General features: G+C 57.9%; 18 protein-coding genes. 10 read left to right on the forward strand and 8 right to left on the reverse strand.

Features of this window, described 5'->3' with window-relative positions:
* The first annotated feature begins 22 nt into the window (after positions 1-22).
* Positions 23-1,282 carry an RNA polymerase sigma factor gene (locus L1P08_RS11130; RefSeq protein ID WP_303617084.1) on the forward strand — a complete coding sequence of 420 codons (1,260 nt, stop codon included), beginning with the start codon at positions 23-25 and terminating at the stop codon, positions 1,280-1,282.
* Here L1P08_RS11130 and L1P08_RS11135 read toward each other — a convergent pair.
* Positions 1,279-2,283 (reverse strand): 2-hydroxyacid dehydrogenase, encoded by a 1,005-nt coding sequence (locus L1P08_RS11135; protein ID WP_303617085.1) that lies wholly within the window; start codon positions 2,281-2,283, stop codon positions 1,279-1,281. The genes L1P08_RS11130 and L1P08_RS11135 overlap by 4 nt on opposite strands.
* A gap of 146 nt (positions 2,284-2,429) precedes the next feature.
* Between L1P08_RS11135 and L1P08_RS11140 the strand changes: the two genes are divergently transcribed.
* Positions 2,430-3,035 carry an SH3 domain-containing protein gene (locus L1P08_RS11140; RefSeq protein WP_303617086.1) on the forward strand — a complete coding sequence of 202 codons (606 nt, stop codon included), beginning with the start codon at positions 2,430-2,432 and terminating at the stop codon, positions 3,033-3,035.
* Between the two features lie 30 nt (positions 3,036-3,065).
* Here L1P08_RS11140 and dnaQ read toward each other — a convergent pair whose 3' ends face one another.
* The 4 genes from dnaQ to L1P08_RS11160 are packed head-to-tail and all read right to left on the reverse strand — an operon-like array spanning position 3,066 to position 5,824.
* Positions 3,066-3,767: a DNA polymerase III subunit epsilon gene (gene dnaQ, locus L1P08_RS11145; protein WP_303617087.1), complete on the reverse strand. Its 702-nt coding sequence runs from the start codon at positions 3,765-3,767 to the stop codon at positions 3,066-3,068.
* Positions 3,768-3,804: 37 nt separating this feature from the next.
* Positions 3,805-4,404: a dephospho-CoA kinase gene (gene coaE, locus L1P08_RS11150; protein ID WP_438268461.1), complete on the reverse strand. Its 600-nt coding sequence runs from the start codon at positions 4,402-4,404 to the stop codon at positions 3,805-3,807.
* A complete protein-coding gene (locus L1P08_RS11155; protein ID WP_303617089.1) occupies positions 4,404-5,234 on the reverse strand; it encodes a shikimate dehydrogenase in 831 nt (276 codons plus the stop codon). The genes coaE and L1P08_RS11155 overlap by 1 nt, the downstream gene beginning before the upstream one ends.
* The gene (locus L1P08_RS11160) at positions 5,231-5,824 is read right to left on the reverse strand and encodes a Maf family protein (RefSeq protein WP_303617090.1); all 594 of its coding nucleotides are present in this window, start codon (positions 5,822-5,824) and stop codon (positions 5,231-5,233) included. The genes L1P08_RS11155 and L1P08_RS11160 overlap by 4 nt, the downstream gene beginning before the upstream one ends.
* Positions 5,825-6,261: 437 nt before the next feature.
* Here L1P08_RS11160 and hemE point away from each other — a divergent pair, with 437 nt between their 5' ends.
* The 8 genes from hemE (at position 6,262) to L1P08_RS11200 (ending at position 14,837) form a co-directional block, all read left to right on the forward strand.
* A complete protein-coding gene (gene hemE, locus L1P08_RS11165) occupies positions 6,262-7,293 on the forward strand; it encodes a uroporphyrinogen decarboxylase (protein WP_303617091.1) in 1,032 nt (343 codons plus the stop codon).
* A 3-nt stretch (positions 7,294-7,296) separates the two neighbouring features.
* Positions 7,297-7,734: a protoporphyrinogen oxidase HemJ gene (gene hemJ, locus L1P08_RS11170; protein WP_303617092.1), complete on the forward strand. Its 438-nt coding sequence runs from the start codon at positions 7,297-7,299 to the stop codon at positions 7,732-7,734.
* A gap of 149 nt (positions 7,735-7,883) precedes the next feature.
* On the forward strand, positions 7,884-9,149 hold the full coding sequence (rho, locus tag L1P08_RS11175) for a transcription termination factor Rho (RefSeq protein WP_303617093.1): 1,266 nt from the start codon (positions 7,884-7,886) through the stop codon (positions 9,147-9,149).
* Between the two features lie 10 nt (positions 9,150-9,159).
* On the forward strand, positions 9,160-10,470 hold the full coding sequence (gene mnmE / locus L1P08_RS11180) for a tRNA uridine-5-carboxymethylaminomethyl(34) synthesis GTPase MnmE (RefSeq protein ID WP_303617094.1): 1,311 nt from the start codon (positions 9,160-9,162) through the stop codon (positions 10,468-10,470).
* Between the two features lie 92 nt (positions 10,471-10,562).
* The gene (gene mnmG, locus L1P08_RS11185) at positions 10,563-12,428 is read left to right on the forward strand and encodes a tRNA uridine-5-carboxymethylaminomethyl(34) synthesis enzyme MnmG (RefSeq protein ID WP_303617095.1); all 1,866 of its coding nucleotides are present in this window, start codon (positions 10,563-10,565) and stop codon (positions 12,426-12,428) included.
* A complete protein-coding gene (gene rsmG, locus L1P08_RS11190) occupies positions 12,391-13,080 on the forward strand; it encodes a 16S rRNA (guanine(527)-N(7))-methyltransferase RsmG (protein ID WP_303617096.1) in 690 nt (229 codons plus the stop codon). The genes mnmG and rsmG overlap by 38 nt, the downstream gene beginning before the upstream one ends.
* 78 nt (positions 13,081-13,158) lie before the next feature.
* Positions 13,159-13,959: a ParA family protein gene (locus tag L1P08_RS11195; protein WP_303617097.1), complete on the forward strand. Its 801-nt coding sequence runs from the start codon at positions 13,159-13,161 to the stop codon at positions 13,957-13,959.
* Positions 13,960-13,970: 11 nt separating this feature from the next.
* Complete coding sequence (locus L1P08_RS11200) at positions 13,971-14,837, forward strand: ParB/RepB/Spo0J family partition protein (RefSeq protein WP_303617098.1); 867 nt, start codon at positions 13,971-13,973, stop codon at positions 14,835-14,837.
* 166 nt (positions 14,838-15,003) lie between these two features.
* On the opposite strand, the gene holA is transcribed toward L1P08_RS11200, so the two are convergent.
* From holA to leuS, 3 genes are read right to left on the reverse strand one after another with little or no spacing between them, the layout of a single operon-like run.
* A complete protein-coding gene (holA, locus tag L1P08_RS11205) occupies positions 15,004-16,026 on the reverse strand; it encodes a DNA polymerase III subunit delta (protein ID WP_303617099.1) in 1,023 nt (340 codons plus the stop codon).
* A gap of 6 nt (positions 16,027-16,032) precedes the next feature.
* Positions 16,033-16,611, reverse strand: coding sequence for a hypothetical protein (locus L1P08_RS11210; RefSeq protein WP_303617100.1), 579 nt, complete (start codon positions 16,609-16,611; stop codon positions 16,033-16,035).
* Positions 16,598-19,222: a leucine--tRNA ligase gene (leuS, locus tag L1P08_RS11215; protein ID WP_303617101.1), complete on the reverse strand. Its 2,625-nt coding sequence runs from the start codon at positions 19,220-19,222 to the stop codon at positions 16,598-16,600. Before leuS ends, L1P08_RS11210 begins: the two co-directional genes overlap by 14 nt.
* Positions 19,223-19,264 lie beyond the last annotated feature (42 nt).

Raw genomic sequence — 19,264 nt, forward strand, 5'->3', positions numbered from 1 at the left:
TAACCAGATTACAGCTACGGCCATGACCGATATAAACCAAACCATTGCCGCGCTCTGGCGCATAGAATCCGCCAAAATCATTGGCGGGCTGACCCGTATTGTGCGTGATCTCGGACTGGCCGAAGAGCTGGCGCAGGATGCGCTGGTGGCGGCACTGGAACAATGGCCGCGCGAAGGCGTGCCGGACAATGCCGGGGCCTGGCTGATGACCACGGCCAAGCGCCGGGCGATAGACCGGTTCCGCCGCAGCCGGATGATGCGCGACAAAAATGCCGAGCTGGCACAGGAACTGGATGCGCGCGAGGATGTGTCCGTGCAATTGCTCGAGGCGACGCTTGACGATGATATTGGCGACGACCGGCTGGCGCTGATTTTTGCCGCCTGTCACCCGGATCTGGGGCAAGAGGCCCGCACAGCGTTGACGTTGCGCATCATGGGCGGGCTGACGACCGCGGAAATTGCCCGGGCCTTTCTCGTACCCGAAACCACAATCGCCCAGCGCATTACCCGCGCCAAGAAAACTTTACGCGATGGCGACTACAGTTTTGACGTGCCCCATGGCGCCGCGCGGCATCCCCGGCTCGCGGCGGTATTGCAGGTCATCTATCTGATTTTCAACGAAGGTTATGCCGCCAGTTCAGGAGAAGATGTTCTCCGGCCGCAATTATGCAATGAAGCGATGCGGCTGGGACGGATTCTGGCGGAACTGGTCTCCGACGCGCCTGAAGTGTTTGGCCTTTTGAGTCTGATGGAAATTCAAGCCTCGCGGTTTGCAGCCCGACGTGACGCGGCGGGTGCGGCCATTTTGCTGGCCGATCAGGACAGGGCCCGTTGGGACCGGTTGCTGATCAGGCGCGGGCTGGAGGCACTGGCCCGGGCGCAAAGCCTGACCGGATCGCCCGGTCCTTACCAGCTTCAGGCCGAGATTGCCGCCTGCCATGCCCGGGCGATAAGCGCTGAGGCGACGGACTGGGGGCGGATCGCTGCGCTTTATGTCCGGCTCATGGTTATCATGCCCAGCCCTGTTGTCGCCCTTAATCACGCCGTGGCTGTCGGCATGGCTTTTGGCCCCGCGGTGGGGCTGGCACATGCGGACAGGCTTGTGGGGGAAGAAGCCCTTACAAACTATCACTTTCTGCCAGCGGTGCGGGCCGATCTTCTGGAAAAGCTCGGACGGCTGCCTGAGGCAGCTGACGCCTATGAGCAGGCTGCCCGATTGGCCCCGAATCAGGCGGATCAGGCGGTGCTGCTGGCGCGGGCGACAACCTGCCGGGCAGGCTAGCGGGTGCCACTTTCAGGCAAGACCCGGTGCGGCGGGTTATGGCCATCGAGAAAAACCCGGATATTGACGATCACTGTCTCGCCCATTTCCACCCGGCCCTCAAGCGTGGACGAGGCCATATGCGGGGTGAGCACAATGCGGTTGTCGCGTGCCAGCGCCAACAGGCGCGGATTGATGTGGCGGCGGTTATTGACCACATCAAGACCGGCGCCGCTCAATTCGCCGCTTTCAATCAGGCTGGCCAGCGCATTCTCGTCGATCAATTCAGGCCGGGAAACATTGACCAGAAACGCATCGCGCTTCATCCGCTTCAGCCGGTCCTCATTCATCAGATTATAGGTGTCGCGGGTATGAGGGGTGTGCAGCGAAACAATGTCGACATGTTCGAGCATCTTGTCGAGATCCGGCCAATAGGCGGCTTCGAGCGGTTCCTCGATCTGGGGCGGCCGCCGGCTGCGCGAATAATAATGGATGGACAAGCCAAACGCCTTTGCCCGGCGCGCCACAGCCGTGCCGATGCGGCCCATGCCGACAATCCCCAGCGCCTTGCCGCCCAGTCTGCGGCCCAGCATCCAGGTGGGTGACCAGCCCGGCCAGGTGCCATCGCGCGGGATCACAGTCGCCCCCTCAGGCAGGCGGCGCGGCACGGAGAGAATAAGGGCCATGGCCATGTCGGCTGTATCTTCGGTCAGAACACTTGGGGTATTGGTGACGGCAACGCCGCGTTGATGGGCGGCGTTAACGTCAATATTGTCGATACCATTGCCGAACTGTGCGATCAGGCGCACGCTTTGCGGCAGGCGGGCGATCACCTCGGCATCGATGATATCGGTAATGGTAGAGACCAGAACATCATGCCCGGCGGCGGCAGCAATCAGCGCGTCCGCTTCGAGGCGTTTGTCGTCCGGGCTCAGAGTGACATCGAACAGCGCCTGCATGCGCTGTTCAACGGGCGCGGGCAGGCGGCGGGTGACAAAAATTCTGGCAGTCGATGTGCTCATTGGCCACAATCCCGCGCAAAACCCGGTGCGCTATACCAAGCACTGACCAGGAAAATGCTCTTGCCGGGTCTATCCATGAAAAGCCTTTCAGTGACCATTAAGGTCTATGCTCCATTGTGAAGAAAAACTGCACCTCTTGCAAAGCCATGTTTGCCATTCAGCCCGCGTTCCGCCTGTCATTCTCCGCCCTGTTTCGTAACGGCCTTACCCGGTTGGGGCAAGCCCTGCGGCTGGTTGTGTTTGTAACGCTTGTGTTCGGCTTCGCTGCGCCGGTTGCCGCCCAGTCGGCCAGCAATCCCTCAGGCCTGCCGCTGCCGCGCTTTGCCAGTACCCGTTCCGAACCGATCAATGTGCGGGTGGGGCCGGGCACGCGCTATGACATCTCCTGGGTCTATGTGAAATCCGGCCAGCCGGTGGAAATCATCAATGAATTCGATACCTGGCGCAAAATCCGCGATGTGGACGGGGAAGAGGGCTGGATTCACCAGAATCTTTTATCCGGCCGCCGCACCGGGCTGATTACACCCTGGCGGGAAAGCGGGCAGGTGGCCTTGCGGGCCCAGCAATCCGAGAACGCGGGCGTGCGCGCCTGGCTTACCCCGCATTATCTGGTGGAAATCGATAATTGCCGGGATCTGTGGTGTGCTGTGAAAGCTGAAACCAACCCAGCCGAAGGCCGGCCCCGCAGCTATACCGGCTATGTGGCGCAGACCGATCTCTGGGGTGTTTATCCCGGGGAAGAGTTCAACTAGCACCCAAGGGCCAGGCAAAACTGCCGTTCTTTATTTTTGATACTGATGCCAGAGCGCATCCGCGCCGATATCGGCGATCAGTTCCGCATGGGCGGCTTTTGCCGCATCGCTCAGCCGGGATGGTAACGGGGTGGGGCGGGGCGCACGCGGGGTCCTGTCGATTTCCGGGGTGACACCGGCGGCCTGATTTTGCGCCTCTGCCGACAAGGCCAGCGCGACCTGCCGCCCGCCGATCAGTTCCAGATAAACTTCCGCCAGAATTTCACTGTCGAGCAGCGCGCCATGCAGGGTGCGTTTGGAATTATCGATACCATAATGCTTGCAAAGGGCATCCAGGCTGACCCGCGCGCCGGGATAGACCTTGCGGGCCACCTGCACGGTGTCGATCACCTCATTGGTCAGGGCCGGCCGGTCAATGCGCTTCAATTCGGCATTGAGAAACCCCATATCAAATGGCGCATTGTGAATGACCAGCGTCCCCTCGCCAATGAAATCCAGAAAATCCTGCGCCGCATCGGCAAAAAGCGGTTTGCCTGCCAGAAACTCGTCAGAAAGACCGTGGACGCGAAACGCCTCTTCGGGCATGGGGCGCTGGGGATCAAGATAAACGTGATGATGCTTGCCGGTCGGCACGTGATTGATCAGTTCGACACAACCGATTTCGACAATGCGGTCACCGCTGGCGGGGCTGAGGCCGGTGGTTTCGGTGTCGAGGACGATTTCACGGGTCATCTGGGGGTTTTAACCGTTTCTATGGAAGTGTCTTGTTTCAATCTTTACTGGACGCAGTGCCCCGGCATTTTTCAATGATTTCAATCACTTCAGCACGGGTATCGGGCAGGGGCACATCGGTATTGATAACAAAGCCGGCCCGTCTCTTCTTTTCGGCCTGTGGCATCTGGCGCGCAAGAATCGTTTCGAGCTTTTCCACGCTCATCCCCGGCCGCGCCAGCGCGCGGCGGCGCTGTTCGGCATCCGAACAGGCGGTCACCGCCACGGCATCCACGGGATAGTCCTTGCCGGTTTCAAACAGAAGCGGGATTTCCAGCACCGCCAAATCCGCGCCGTCAGCGGCTGTATCATCCAGAAACTGCTGCATTTTCTGGTGCACCAGCGGATGCACCACGGCTTCAAGCTCTCCGATACGGTCCGGCGCTGCAATCAGCGCTCCGGCCAGCTTCTGCCGGTTGATCACGCCATTCTCGGCAACGCCGGGAAAAAGGGCTTCAACAGGGGTGACAGCTTCTCCCTGATAAAGCGCGTGAACCGCATCATCGGCGGAATAGACCGGGATACCCTGATCCTTGAACAAGGCGAGAACCGTTGATTTACCTGTCGCAATAGAACCGGTCAGCCCGAGCGCGAACATCATTGTTCTCCAAGGCTTTGCTCGGCCAGCGCCCGCAGATCCGGGCTTACCTCCGGCCGTTTGCCGAACCAGGCTTCAAAACCCGGCACCGCCTGATGCAACAGCATGCCAAGACCATCCACCGTATCAAGCCCGAGGGCGCTGGCGTCAGCCAGAAGCGGGGTTTCCAATGGGGTATAAACAATATCTGTGACCAGAGCCGTTTTGGGCAACAGGCCTAGATCAAGATCGTCAAACCGGCTGCCGTGCATGCCGATCGCACTGGTATTGACCACCAGCGTCGCTTTGGGGGCGAGGCTGGCAAAGGCGGACAGGCCTGCGCCGATAAAGGGACCGGGCAATTCTTCTGCCAGCTCTTTTGCCGTTGCTTCGGTGCGGTTGAGAATATGGATGTTTTTAAAGCCGCGTCGGGCCAGCCCCACCAATACCGCCCGTGCCGCGCCACCTGCGCCCAGCACAATCGCTGTGTCGCCGCGCGCGTCCCAGCCGGGGGCTTTCTGATCCAGATTGCCCAGAAAACCGGCCAGATCGGTATTGCTGCCGTGCAGTTTGCCCGCGCGCATGACCAATGTGTTTACCGCGCCTATGATTTTGGCGTCATCCGCGAGCACATCGCAAAGCGCAAATACGGCCTGCTTATGCGGTATGGTGACATTGCCGCCGATATAGGCGCCCGCGCGCATGGCGTTAATGAAACCCGGCAGGGCATCGGGCGCCACATCAACCGAATTATAGCTCCCGGCGATATCAAGGGTTTGCAGCCAGTGATTGTGGACAAGCGGCGAGCGCGAATGGGCGATGGGATGGCCGATAACGAATGCTTTGATCATGATGTCTTTTCGAAAAGGTCAGGGGCGTGCTGGCGCAAGCCAGCAAGCAATGGCAGCAAAGGCAAGCCCAAAATGGTGAAATAGTCGCCCTCGATCCGCTCAAAAAGCTGCACCGAGGGGCCTTCGAGCCGATAGGAACCGACAGAGGACAGAATTTCTTCCCCCTCAAGGGCGAGAACACGGTCCCGCTCTTCATCAGTGAAATCGCGCATGGTCAGAGCGGCGGTGGCGAGATGATCCCATATGACCCGGCCCGCTCTGGCAAGGGCGACCCCGGCGAAGAGCTGATGGGTCCGGCCACGTAACCTGGATAATTGCTGCTGCGCGCCAGCAAGGTTTGCCGGCTTGTGGAAAGCTGCACCATCAAGGGCCAGGGTCTGATCGGCGCCAATCACGAAAGCGCGCGGAAACTGGCGCGATACCGCCTCAGCTTTTGCACCGGCCAGATACCGGGCAATTTCCCCTTCATCCCCGGCGATCCCGGCAGTCACTGCCCGCTCATCAATCTCTGCCGGATACACTGAAAAGCCCAGTCCTGCTTGGGTTAAGAGCTGTCGGCGGGCAGAACTGGTGGAGGCAAGGATCAACATGGACCGAAGGTTATCCGTGGTTTTATCAACAGGGCGGCATGGGCACGTATGGGCAAAACCGGTTCGAATCAAACAGGGCGACTTACACACACAATGCTTAATTTCGTCCACAGGTTTGCCCGAGAGGGTTCCTGCAAGGCGGCTATGGGAATAACGGGGATAACGCGATTTTTGCCGCATGCGAATCCGGCAGGTTTTCCCCGGCGGCTTTCACCAATTATGCCGGTTAAGGAAATTGTTAATGCTTTGTTTACCATCCAAAAAAAGGAATTGTTAAGATTTGGCCGCCACGACGTTTCCCCAGGGAGGTGTTTCTGACGGGTGAGACAAGATGGCTCTGGCCCGGCCGGTTGTGGGCAAAGCTGAATTCATGCAAAACACCGCTATAAAGATAATTAAGAATCTATGAAGACTCTTTAATAGCACCGGAGCCTGCCTTGACCGCGACCCCAAAGATTCTGCTCGAAACCGTTCTCGGTAAGGCTCAGGCCAGACCCCCCATCTGGATCATGCGACAGGCCGGCCGCTATTTGCCTGAATACCGCGAACTGCGGGCAGCGGCAGATGGATTTCTGGATGTTTGTTACACACCCAAACTGGCAACCGAGGTGACCCTTCAGCCTTTGCGCCGGTTTGATCTGGATGCTGCTATCCTTTTTTCCGATATTCTCGTTATTCCGGATGCGCTGGGCCAGAAAGTGGCTTTTGAAAAAGGTGAGGGGCCAATTCTGGATCCCTTGTCAAAAGGGCATGTATCGATGCTCAACCCAAGACAGGTTTTGAGCCATTTACAGCCTGTGCTGGAGACGGTAGCCAATGTTCGGGCAGCGCTGCCCGCTGACAAGACACTTATCGGCTTCTGTGGGGCCCCCTGGACCGTGGCGACCTATATGATTGGCGGCAAGGGGTCGCCGGATCAGGCCGCGGCGCGTTTGTTTGCCTTGCGCGAACCGGATGCGTTCCGGGCGCTGATTGATATTCTGGTCGAGGCCAGCATTGATTATCTGGTGGCCCAGTTTGAAGCCGGCGTTGACGTGGTGCAGATTTTTGAAAGCTGGGCCCTCAATCTTGACGAGATTTCCTTTGCCAATCATGTGATCGCCCCGAACAAGCGGGTTGTCGATGGGGTGCGGGCACGGGTGCCGAATGCGCCGATTATTGGTTTTCCCCGGGGCGCGGCGGCAATGGTTTCGCGTTATGCGGCGGAAACGCAGGTGAATATGCTCGGGCTTGATTATTCGATGCCGGTCGGCTTCGCGCATCAGGAATTGCCCGCCGGGCTTGGGGTGCAGGGCAATCTTGATCCGCTCAGGCTGGCCGCAGGCGGGGTGCAGATGGAAATGCGGGCCCGCGAGATCATCGAGGGGTTTTCCGGCCGGCCGCATGTTTTCAATCTCGGGCATGGTATTATCCCACAAACACCAATCGAGCATGTGGCGCGACTGGTTGATATCGTTAAAAAGGGCTAGGCCATGCTCTGGTTCAAGGCATTGCATGTGATATCGGTGATTGCCTGGATGGCCGGGCTTTTGTATCTGCCGCGGCTGTTTGTCTATCATGCCGGTGTGGCGGCGGGTTCCGAGCAGTCTGAAACCTTCAAGATCATGGAACGGCGGCTTTATCGCGGGATCATGACGCCGGCCATGATCGCCAGCTGGTTGTTCGGGCTCATCCTTGTGATTGGTTTTGGCGCTGTGAGCTGGGATTGGTCTGCGGGTTGGGGCTGGGTCTGGGCCAAGGCTATATTTGTGCTGATATTATCCGGATATCATGGTTTGCTTGGGCGTTATTTGCGCCAGTTCAAAGCCGATGCCAACGTCAAGACGTCGCGCTATTTCAGGATGATCAACGAAATTCCGACATTGTTGATGATCGGAATTGTTGTTTTTGTCATCGTGCGGCCCTTCTAAGGACTTAATTGCGCACAAATCTTGAATTGTCGGTAATTTCAGTTTAAGCAGGTGCATCCCACCCATAAGCCTGCTCGGCCGGTATGTTGATCGGCTGCGGTGAATCTCTCCTAATCATTTTCAGTGTTGCCCAAACGGTGCGCCCTTACATGCAGAATATGAAGCTCAGTGAGCTTAAAGCCAAATCGCCAGCGGAATTGCTGTCATTTGCAGAACAACTCGAAGTTGAAAACGCCTCTACCCTGCGCAAGCAGGAATTGATGTTTGCGATTTTGAAACAACTCGCCTCCAATGATGTCGATATTACTGGTGAAGGTGTGGTCGAAATCCTCTCGGATGGTTTCGGCTTCTTGCGGTCCCCGGATGCAAACTACCTGCCCGGTCCCGATGATATCTATGTCTCTCCCTCCCAGATCCGGCGGTTTTCGCTGCGTACGGGCGATACGGTTGAGGGTCAGATTCGCTCTCCCAAGGATGGCGAACGCTATTTTGCGCTGCTCAAGGTCAATACGATCAATTTCGAAGACCCTGAAGCGGTCCGTCACAAGATCAATTTCGACAATCTCACGCCGCTTTATCCCGATGAGCGCTTGCGTCTGGAAGTTGCCGATCCAACCACCAAGGATCGCAGTGCGCGGGTACTTGATCTGGTTGCGCCGCTTGGCAAGGGCCAGCGCGCCCTGATCGTTGCGCCGCCGAGAACCGGTAAAACCGTATTGTTGCAGAATATCGCACAGTCGATCGCGCTCAATCATCCGGAATGCTATTTGATCGTTCTGTTGATCGATGAGCGGCCGGAAGAAGTTACCGACATGCAGCGTTCGGTAAAGGGCGAGGTGATTTCCTCGACATTTGACGAACCTGCCTCGCGCCACGTTCAGGTCGCGGAAATGGTGATCGAGAAGGCGAAACGCCTGGTCGAGCACAAACGTGATGTGGTGATCCTTCTTGATTCCATCACGCGTTTGGGCCGGGCCTACAACACTGTTGTGCCCTCTTCTGGCAAGGTTTTGACCGGTGGTGTCGATGCCAATGCGCTGCAACGTCCGAAGCGTTTTTTCGGCGCGGCGCGGAATATCGAGGATGGCGGTTCGCTGACCATTATCTCGACAGCGCTGATCGATACCGGCAGCCGCATGGATGAAGTGATCTTTGAAGAATTCAAGGGCACCGGTAACTCGGAAATCATTCTCGATCGCAAGGTTGCCGACAAACGCATCTTCCCGGCGATGGACATCACCAAGTCCGGTACCCGCAAGGAAGAATTGCTGGTCGATCCGGATACGCTCAAGAAAATGTATGTCTTGCGGCGTATTCTCAACCCGATGGGCACGATCGATGCCATGGAATTCCTTTTGGACAAGCTCAAGCAGACCAAAACCAATTCCGATTTCTTCGATTCGATGAATACCTGAAGGCCGGGCGATGCGCGACGGTGATACAATCGTCGCTCTCTCGTCGGGGAGCCTGCCATCTGGCGTTGCCGTGATCCGGATTTCCGGTCCGGCGACGCGTTTGGTCATAATGGCGCTGGCGGGAGACCTGCCTGCGCCGCGCAAACTGAGCTTGCGGCCCATTCAGATCGATGCCGAAGTGCTCGATCATGGTCTTGTTGCCTTTTTCCCATCCCCTCACAGCTTTACCGGTGAAGATTGCGCTGAATTGCAGGTGCATGGTGCCCCGGCGATTGTACGCGCCCTGTTGCGCGGCATTTGTGCGCATGAGGGTGTGCGTCTGGCGGAAGCGGGGGAATTCACCCGACGGGCGTTTGAGCACGGCAAGCTGGATCTGACCGAGGTTGAAGGCCTGGGCGATCTGATCATTGCTGAAACCGAGGGCCAGCGCGTGCAGGCGCTGGCGCGAATGACCGGCGGGCTGTCGGAAAAGCTGGAAATCTGGCGGCTGCAAATGCTGGATTTGCGAGCGGAAATCGAAGCGCGCCTAGATTTTTCCGATGAAGGTGATGTCAGCGATGATCTGCCAGCGGAATGGTTTGAAAGCCTTGGGGACCTCGAGGGTGCGCTGGAGCAAGCTCTGGGCGATGTGCAGCGCGGCCGTATCATTCGCGAAGGGTTTCGCGTTGCTTTGGCCGGGCGGCCCAATGCGGGTAAATCCAGCCTGTTGAACGCTTTGGCCAAATCCGATCTGGCAATTGTCAGTGACGAGGCGGGCACAACCCGCGATGTGCGCGAAGTGCCGCTCGATCTTGATGGTCAGCTGGTGATTTTTGTCGATATGGCGGGCTTGCGCGAAAGCGACAGTATGGCGGAGACGGAGGGGGTGCGCCGGGCGGAAGCCGAGATCAAGCGTGCCGACCTGGTACTATGGCTGCAGGCACCTGATGATGATGGCATGCCCTATGATAGCCCTACCGACAGCCCGATATGGCGGGTGGCGACCAAGGCCGATCTTGGTTTGGACAACGGCACCGATCCTGACCATGTCGTATCGGTGATCGACGAGAGAGGCCTTTCTGATCTTATTGCAGCCATCCGTGAGGCGGCGGGTGAGAACACAGGTGCCGGTGATACTGTGCTGGTGAGCCGGGAGCGGGACCGCCTCGCCTTGAACGAGGCGTTGTTGCGCATAAGGGCGGTGCGGGCTGAACTGGCCGCGCCCGAGATCGCCGCTGAGGCTTTGCGGCAAGCCAGTGACGCGCTGGCGCGGCTGATCGGCAAGCTGGATCCGGAACAGGTTCTGGACCGCTTGTTCATCCATTTCTGTATCGGCAAGTGATTCACGTGAAACACCGGGGCCATGATTTGACCACGGAAAACATTGATTCACGTGAAACAAGCGATTAGACGGAACCGGAAACGGGAAATGCCATGCGTGATTTTGAGGTTATTATTGTAGGTGGAGGCCATGCCGGCTGCGAGGCGGCGGCGGCATCTGCACGCCTTGGTGTGCCTACGGCATTGATCACCCATAAGTTTGCAACAATCGGCGAAATGAGCTGCAACCCTGCGATTGGTGGTCTCGGTAAAGGCCATCTGGTGCGCGAAATCGATGCGCTCGACGGTTTAATGGGCCGCGTGGCCGATGCGGCCGGTATTCAGTTCCGGGTTTTGAACCGGCGGAAGGGCCCAGCGGTGCGCGGACCTCGGGCGCAGGCAGACCGCAAGCTTTACCGCGAGGCAATGCAGGCCGCGCTGCAAGCGCAAACCCATCTTGAGATCATTGAAGGCGAAGTTGACGATCTGATCGTTACCGATGGTGTCGTGTCCGGGGTGGCCTTGCTGGATGGGCGCAAATTCTCGACCCAAGGGGTTGTGCTGACCACGGGCACGTTCCTGCGCGGCCTTATTCATCAGGGCGATGAAACCATTCCCGCCGGGCGGGTGGGGGAAAAGCCGGTGCTGGGTCTTTCAGTGCGGCTTGAGGCCCTGGGCTTGCGGCTGGGGCGATTGAAAACCGGCACGCCGGCGCGGCTGGACGGTCGGACAATCGATTTTTCCGTTTTGGAAGAACAGGTTGGCGATAATCCGCCCGAACCGTTCTCGATGCTGACCGAGGCGATTACCACGCCGCAGGTTTCGTGTTTTATCACCCGGACCCTGAAGGAAACCCATCAGATCATTGCCGATAATCTGCATCGGTCGGCGATGTATTCGGGTCGTATCCAGAGCAAGGGGCCGCGCTATTGTCCCTCGATCGAGGACAAGATCGTGCGCTTTGCCGATCGTGACAGCCATCAGATTTTTCTGGAACCGGAAAGCCTGAGCGATCATTTGATTTATCCAAATGGTTTGTCGACCTCGCTGCCGGCCGATGTGCAAGCGGCGTTCCTGCGCTCCATGCCGGGGCTGGAGAATGTCGAAATTGTGCGTCCCGGTTATGCCATCGAATATGATCACGTCGATCCGCGTGAGCTGCAGCATACGCTGGAGATGAAAGCCTTGCCGGGTCTTTATCTTGCCGGGCAGATTAACGGCACCACTGGCTATGAAGAGGCCGGGGCGCAAGGGTTGCTGGCGGGCGCCAATGCGGCGTTAAAGGCCAAAGGCGCAGCGCCGATGGTCATGTCCCGTACCGACAGCTATCTGGGGGTTATGGTTGATGACCTGGTCACACGCGGGGTGACTGAGCCTTATCGGATGTTTACATCACGCGCCGAATTCCGGCTGCATTTGCGTTCTGACAATGCTGGCCAGCGTTTGACCGAGATGGGTATTGCCACCGGGTTGGTTGGCGACGTCCGTCAGCAGGCCTTCCGTATGCGCAAGGATGCGCTGGATAAGGGGCTGGTGCAGTTAAAGAGCTTGCAGGCATCGCCCAATGCGGCGCGGGCCGCGGGCCTGTCGGTCAACGCCGATGGGGTAAAACGCTCGGCATTTGATCTTTTATCCTACCCGGATGTCGATGCTGATGATTTGATCCGGCTGTTTCCGGATCTTTCGGCGCTTGCGCCGTCAGTATTCGAGCAATTGGCAATTGATGCGCGCTACGCGGTTTATCTCGAACGTCAGCAAGCGGATATTGACGCGGTGAAGCGCGACGAGAACCGGGAAATCCCGGACTGGGTTGATTACGATGCGATGGCCGGTCTGTCCGGCGAAATGCGACAAAAACTCAAGGCCGCCCGCCCGGCGAGCATAGCGCAAGCCCAAAAGCTTGAAGGCGTTACCCCAGCTGCAATTACCCTGATACTGGCTTTTGTCCGGCGCGGTGCGCCGGCACGTAAGGCCAGTTAAGATGCAAAAACAAGCGCTTGACGCAATCACTATGGCCGGCTGCGCCTTGACGCGCCCAAATGAAGCAGCGGCACAGGATTTGGTGCGCCTGCATGATCTGCTGGTCAAATGGCAAAAAGTACAAAATCTGGTTTCACGTGAAACACTGAACCAGATCTGGGACCGGCATATTGCTGACAGCCTGCAGCTGGTTGACCTTGTCCCGACCGGTACCAAGCGGATCGTCGACCTTGGCAGTGGGGGCGGTTTTCCCGCATTACCTCTCGCCATCGCGTTCAAGGATGCAGATATTGGTTTTACCCTTGTGGAGGCCAATAGCCGTAAAGTGGCCTTCCTGCGGGCTGTGGCGCGAGAACTGGGGTTAAATCTGAAAGTTGTTGACGAGCGTATTGACAGTTTTGTTTCACGTGAAACATCCCCCGTTGATCTGATAACCGCCCGTGCTCTGGCCTCTTTGGACCAGCTGTTTGGCTTTTCACACCCGATCTGGTCGGCAAAAACCCGTGCCCTGTTCCATAAAGGGCGGGAACATGTGGAGGAAATGACGGAATCGGATGCGCGCTGGCGATATGATGTGGTAAAACATCCAAGTACCATCGACGAGACGGGCGTTATTCTCGAGATTTCGAATCTCCAGCCGCGATCTGAGTGATGGTATTTGCGGCGCAGGCTTCTCATAACTAGCTGAAAAGCCACGTTTTTTGCGGTATCAAACATCGGGGAGGCCAAATTGGGACCTCGTATTCTTACCCTGGCCAATCAAAAGGGCGGCGTGGGCAAAACCACCACCGCTATTAATCTTGCGACAGCGCTTGCTGCTGTGGGCGAGCGCGTGCTGATCATCGATCTTGATCCGCAGGGGAACGCTTCGACAGGGCTTGGCATTGCACGGCAGGATCGTGGTTTGTCGACTTATGAAATTCTGCTGGGCGAAGCCGGTATTGCCGAGGCGTCGGTGATGACGCAGGTGCCCCAGGTGGCGATTGTACCCTCGACCATGGACCTGCTCGGCGTTGAAGCGCATATTTCCTCAGCCTCTGACCGGGCGTTTCGCCTTCGGGAATCATTCAAGAGAATCAATGAGTTGCTCGTTGATGGGCGGCCAGTGACCTATGTGCTGATCGATTGCCCGCCCTCGCTCAACCTGTTGACGATCAATGCGCTGGTGGCGGCGGATGCGGTTCTCGTGCCGTTGCAGTGTGAGTTCTTTGCCCTCGAAGGTCTCAGTCAGCTGTTGCAGACGATCGAGCAGATCCGCACGACGCTGAACCCGCAGCTTTATATTCAGGGCGTGGTGATGACCATGTATGACGGGCGCAACAATCTCAGTTTGCAGGTGTTGGATGATGTGCGCTCGGAAATGGGTGACCTTGTTTATGACACAGTGATTCCGCGCAATGTGCGCCTGTCGGAGGCGCCCTCCTATGGCAAGCCCGCGCTGCTGTATGATCTGAAATGTGCGGGCAGTCAGGCTTATTTGCGGTTGGCAACAGAAGTGATTCGGCGTGAGCGCCAGCTCAATGCGGCTTAAGGAATAGAGTGATGAATGAGAGACCAGCACGCCTGGGGCGTGGACTTGCAGCATTGATTGGAGATATGGCGCCGATTGAGGCGCCGCGTGTCGCCGAATCCGGTGGCATCAAGCGTTTGCCGGTGGATTTTGTCATCGCCAACCGGGCCAATCCACGGCGCACTTTCGATGATTCGCAGCTTGAAGAACTGACCAACTCGATCCGCGAAAAGGGTGTGATGCAGCCGCTGCTGGTACGCCCAAGCGAAGATCCGAATATTTTTGAACTCATCGCCGGTGAACGGCGCTGGCGTGCGGCGCAGCGCGCCGGTTTGCATGAAGTGCCGGTGATCATTCGCGATGTGGATGACAAGGAAGCGCTTGAACTTGCCATTATCGAGAATGTGCAGCGCGCCGACCTCAATCCGGTGGAAGAAGCCATGGGGTATGATCAGCTGATGGATCAGTTCGGCTATACCCAGAATGATCTGGCGCAGGTGATCGGCAAAAGCCGTTCGCATGTGGCCAATACGCTGCGGCTGATGAAGCTGCCGGATGATGTGCGCACCATGCTGGCTTCAGGGGATTTGACGGCGGGGCATGCCCGTACGCTGATCACGGCCGAGGATCCCTCGGCGCTGGCGCGCCGGATCGTGGGCGAGGGCCTTTCGGTGCGGCAGGCAGAGGCCATGCACCAGGAAAATGGCGGCGCCCGCAAGAAAACTGCCAGTGCGCCGGCCCCGAAAGACGCCGATACGCAGGCGCTGGAAAAACGTTTGTCCGATGCCCTGGGCTTGTCCGTGTCGATTTCGCACCATGACAAGGGCGGGCGGATGGAAATCCGCTACAAGACGCTCGAGCAGCTCGATGGGGTCTGTCAAAGGCTGACTTCCCACTAAGCTATTGAATTAAATAAGAAATATTTTGAATTGAGAGGCGGGCTTTGGCCCGCCTTTTGTTTTGGCAAAGAAAATTTGAGGTCTGTCGAGAGAAAACCTGCAGTTTTGAACCAAAAACGACTTTCAAAAACGGCCTCTCTCGTCGAGCTGAGCGCGAAAAACCGTACTATCGGTGGGCTGCGGCAACACAGATGGCCAAAAGTGCGCGGTGGGCAATGGGATGTGCCAGGTTTGCAGACTTGCGGCTGTCCAAAATCGCGTCATAAAGCCTGTTCGAGGCCGAGGCGAGCGCGTCATCATTCCACAAACGCAATTGCTGTTCGAGGCTGGCCTTGCGGGAAAAATGCGGGCGGGGCCGTTGGGCGTCCAGCACATCCCGGGGCGCGCGGCCCGCGTCGACATCAACTCTCAGGCGGCGCAGCCAGGTAAAATGCAACAGGGCGGAAATCAGCAGACGCTGCACATCTATGCCGCCCGAAAGAGCGCGGCCAATTGCGGTGTCGAGCCGGTCGGCGCGCCCGGTGCCCGCCGCGTCCAGAATGGCATCCATGGCCAAAGCCGCGTTATCGCCACAAAGGGTAATGACGTCTTCGCGGGTCAGCACCTTGTCGTCGGCGGCAAAAAGCGACAGCTTTTCGAGCTCACGCCGCGTGATTTCGCGATCATTGCCCAGTGTGTCCCTGATCGTGGCAATTGTTTCCTGATCGACGGTGATCCCGGCATCGGTGAAGTTCTGACGAATAAGGTTGCGCAGGGTTTCCTCATTATCCGCGTAGCAGGGCAGGGCGCGGGCATTTTTGCGTGCTTCGGCCAGGGCTCTGAGGGCATCCCGGGGCAATAAATTGCCAGCCTCGAGTACGATAACAGCCTCAGGCATGTCATCAAGCAATTCCGACAGGGTGGTGGCCAGAGCCTTGGCGGCATTGCGTACGCGAATGCGCCGTAACCCGCCAAACATCGATATTGTCCGGGCTTCAACGGCGAGGCGCGAGGGATCGCTGCTTAATTCTGCGGCATCAAGGGTCAATTCCGACATGGGATCGGCATTATCGCCTGCGAAATGCCGCATCAGGCGCTGCGCAGTTTCGCGCACCAGGCCCTGATCTGGCCCATAGGCCAGAAAGACACCGGTTTTCAGGTCCGGATTATCGAGAAAGCGGCTGACTTCATGGGCTTTAAGCGCGGTCATTACGGCCTAGAGTTTGCCGGGCAAATTGGCGGCCAACAACAAGCGAAGAGTTTGAGCAACGGCCAAAGCGGCGCGCTCGTCGGCGTCCTGCTGGGCCTGCTGATCGGCAAGACGTTGGCCGTTTGTGGTATAGGTAGCGCTGGCCTTGCGGGAGACCGAATAGAGCACATTAGATTTTTTATCTGAAATTTCTTCTTTATTTTCAGATACTTGCTTGTTGTCTGTCAGGGCAGAACTGCCGGGCAGCTGCCGGGTGACGGTGACAGAGGCGGTCACAATTGATTCGTAAGTGGTTGCGGGCGAGCCACTTGATGTGCGGCCCACACGGCGGCCGCTGCGTGAGGTTTTCACAGTCACCAGCGGTGCATCAGCCGTGCGGGTGCGGCCCAGACGCAAGGCCAGATCCTGATAAATGATCTGGTCGAGCCGGGTTTCCGGCTCCGCATAGGCAAGATCGAGACTGGTGCCGACCGCTGAATTCTCGCCGTAAAGAGGAGTGAAGCTGCAGGCCGCAAGCAGCCCTGCACCCAAGCAGAGCGAGATAGCTAACGCCAGAGGGCGAAGGGTTTTGCTAGATAACCACATTGACGATCCTGTTCGGCACGACGATGAGTTTTTTTGGCGCCTTGCCCTCAAGCATGCGGGCAACCACGTCAAGAGACAAGGCCTGTTGTTCGATATCTGCCTTGTCTGCCTCTTTGGCCACGGTAATTTCCCCGCGTTTCTTGCCATTGACCTGCACTGGCAGGGTCACCGTGTCGTCCGCTAGATAGGCGGGATCGGCCACCGGCCAGGGCGCGTCGCAGACAAGACCGCTCTTGCCTAGTTCAGCCCAGCAGGTTTCAGCCAGATGCGGCATCATTGGGGCGATCAATTGCACCAGATATTCAACGCCGGTGCGCAGGGTGGCAAGGCGCGCCATGTCCGGGGCTTTGCTTGCATGGGCGAGATAGCGCTGCAACGCATTGGTCAGCTCATAAATCTGTGCCACTGCACGATTGAAGCGCAGACCGTCGATTTCCTTGCCGATCTGGTCCGTGGCGCGGTGGATGGCTTTCAGCGCGTCGATGGTCTCAGCGTCGTTTTCGCCGGGATTATCGGGGTGGGTGGCGATGATGGCGGCAGATTCTGCCACCAGTTTCCAGACGCGCTGGGTGAAGCGGGCCGCGCCTTCAATACCGGCTTCGGTCCATTCGACATCGCGCTCGGGCGGTGAATCGGAAAGCATGAACCAGCGGGCGGTGTCGGCACCATAGGTTTGAACGATATCGTCGGGATCGACGACGTTCTTCTTGGATTTCGACATTTTCTCGCCCGAACCGATGGTCACGGGGTCGCCGTCAGCTGTTTTGGCGGTACGGGTGTTATCCGACTGGGTGAAATGCACCTCGGTGGGGTTCAGCCAGTCGCCGTCTGCCGATTTATAGGTTTCGTGGGTCACCATGCCTTGGGTGAACATGCCCTTGAATGGTTCCGTCACTTCAAGATGACCGGTTTTCTGCATGGCCCGGGCGAAGAAACGCGAATAGAGCAGGTGCAGGATCGCATGCTCGACGCCACCGATATACTGATCCACCGGCAACCAGGCGTTGGCGACATCCGGAATGGTCGGGGTCGAGGCCTGGGGCGCTGTGAAGCGGGCAAAATACCAGGACGAATCAACGAATGTGTCCATGGTGTCGGTTTCGCGCAGCGCCGGGCGGCCGCAATCGGGGCAATCAACATGTTTCCATGTGGGGTGATGATCCAGCGGATTGCCCGGTTTCGCGAAGCTGACCTCTTCGGGCAGTTCCACGGGCAATTGTGCGGCGGGCACCGGCACGATACCGCAGGTATCGCAATGGATGATCGGGATCGGGCATCCCCAATAGCGCTGGCGCGAAACGCCCCAGTCGCGCAGGCGGTAATTGGTCTGGCGGGTGCCTTGCGGCTGGCCGTCGATGGAGCGGGATTCAAGCGTTGTGGCGACTTGTGCCTTGGCATCCTCAATGCTCATGCCGTCCAGCGGACCTGAATTGAACAGGGTGCCGGGGCCGGTATAGGCGGTGTCGAGAATGGCAAACGTCTCTGGATCTTCGCCTTCTGGCAAAACCACCGGGGTGACATTGAGGTCATAGGTGCGGGCAAAGTCGAGGTCGCGCTGGTCATGGCCGGGGCAACCAAAGATGGCGCCGGTGCCGTAATCCATCAAAACAAAATTGGCGACATAGACGGGAAGGGTGGCATCCTTGATCAGCGGATGTTTCACGTGAATCCCTGTGGCAACACCGCGCTTGTCCGCTTTCTCGATCACCTCGGTCGAGGTGCCCTGCCGACGGCACTCGGCAACGAAGGCCGCCAGAGCGTCATTGTCGGCCATGAGTTTTGCTGTCAGCGGATGGTCCGGGGACAGCGCCATGAAAGAGGCGCCATAAAGGGTGTCTGGCCGGGTGGTGAAAATTTCCAGCGTTTCATCATCGGTCAGGTCGTTGGGGGCGATTTCGAACAGAACCCGCATGCCCTCGGATTTGCCGATCCAGTTGCGCTGCATGGTGCGCACTTTCTCCGGCCAATCGGTCAGGCCGTCGATCGCCTCGAGCAGTTCTTCGGCATAATCGGAAATCTTGAAGGCCCACTGATTCAGCTCGCGCTGTTCCACCAGCGCGCCGGAACGCCAGCCACGCCCGTCAATGACCTGTTCATTGGCCAGAACGGTTTCGTCTACCGGATCCCAATTGACCTTGGATTTTTTGCGGGCAACCAGATCGGCTGCGAGAAAATCGAGGAAGAGTTTTTGCTGTTGCGCGTAATAATCGACATCACAAGTGGCGAATTCGCGGCTCCAGTCGAGGCTGAGCCCCATGGATTTGAGCTGGGCCCGCATGGTATCGATGTTCTGGTAGGTCCAGTCGCGCGGGTGCACATTGGATTGTTTGGCGGCATTTTCCGCCGGCAGGCCAAAGGCATCCCAGCCCATTGGGTGCAGCACGTTTTTGCCCAATGCCCGCTGATAGCGCGCCAGGACATCGCCCATGGCATAATTGCGTACATGACCCATATGGATACGGCCAGAAGGGTAGGGGAACATTTCGAGCACGTAATAGCGCTCGCGCGGATCGTCATTCTTGGTGACGAAAGTTGCGCGTTCATCCCAGATTTTCTGCCAATGAGGTTCCTTGTCGCGCGGATTATACCGCTCAACACTATTCGCGTTCACAGCCTGGTCCCTGTAACTTGAGTTCGTTGGGTTTTTTCGTTA

This window comes from Mariluticola halotolerans (genome assembly GCF_021611515.1).
Classification (GTDB): Bacteria; Pseudomonadota; Alphaproteobacteria; order Rhizobiales; family Devosiaceae; genus Mariluticola; species Mariluticola halotolerans.

Excerpts from the sequence above, each read along its gene's own strand:
- holA (WP_303617099.1), bottom strand. The coding sequence starts at position 16,026 with ATGACCGCGCTTAAAGCCCATGAAGTCAGCCGCTTTCTCGATAATCCG.
- hemJ (WP_303617092.1), top strand. The coding sequence starts at position 7,297 with ATGCTCTGGTTCAAGGCATTGCATGTGATATCGGTGATTGCCTGGATG.
- L1P08_RS11200 (WP_303617098.1), top strand. The coding sequence starts at position 13,971 with ATGAATGAGAGACCAGCACGCCTGGGGCGTGGACTTGCAGCATTGATT.
- rho (WP_303617093.1), top strand. The coding sequence starts at position 7,884 with ATGCAGAATATGAAGCTCAGTGAGCTTAAAGCCAAATCGCCAGCGGAA.
- L1P08_RS11130 (WP_303617084.1), top strand. The coding sequence starts at position 23 with ATGACCGATATAAACCAAACCATTGCCGCGCTCTGGCGCATAGAATCC.
- L1P08_RS11140 (WP_303617086.1), top strand. The coding sequence starts at position 2,430 with ATGTTTGCCATTCAGCCCGCGTTCCGCCTGTCATTCTCCGCCCTGTTT.
- dnaQ (WP_303617087.1), bottom strand. The coding sequence starts at position 3,767 with ATGACCCGTGAAATCGTCCTCGACACCGAAACCACCGGCCTCAGCCCC.
- L1P08_RS11160 (WP_303617090.1), bottom strand. The coding sequence starts at position 5,824 with ATGTTGATCCTTGCCTCCACCAGTTCTGCCCGCCGACAGCTCTTAACC.
- mnmG (WP_303617095.1), top strand. The coding sequence starts at position 10,563 with ATGCGTGATTTTGAGGTTATTATTGTAGGTGGAGGCCATGCCGGCTGC.
- L1P08_RS11135 (WP_303617085.1), bottom strand. The coding sequence starts at position 2,283 with ATGAGCACATCGACTGCCAGAATTTTTGTCACCCGCCGCCTGCCCGCG.
- mnmE (WP_303617094.1), top strand. The coding sequence starts at position 9,160 with ATGCGCGACGGTGATACAATCGTCGCTCTCTCGTCGGGGAGCCTGCCA.
- L1P08_RS11210 (WP_303617100.1), bottom strand. The coding sequence starts at position 16,611 with ATGTGGTTATCTAGCAAAACCCTTCGCCCTCTGGCGTTAGCTATCTCG.
- L1P08_RS11155 (WP_303617089.1), bottom strand. The coding sequence starts at position 5,234 with ATGATCAAAGCATTCGTTATCGGCCATCCCATCGCCCATTCGCGCTCG.
- coaE (WP_438268461.1), bottom strand. The coding sequence starts at position 4,404 with ATGTTCGCGCTCGGGCTGACCGGTTCTATTGCGACAGGTAAATCAACG.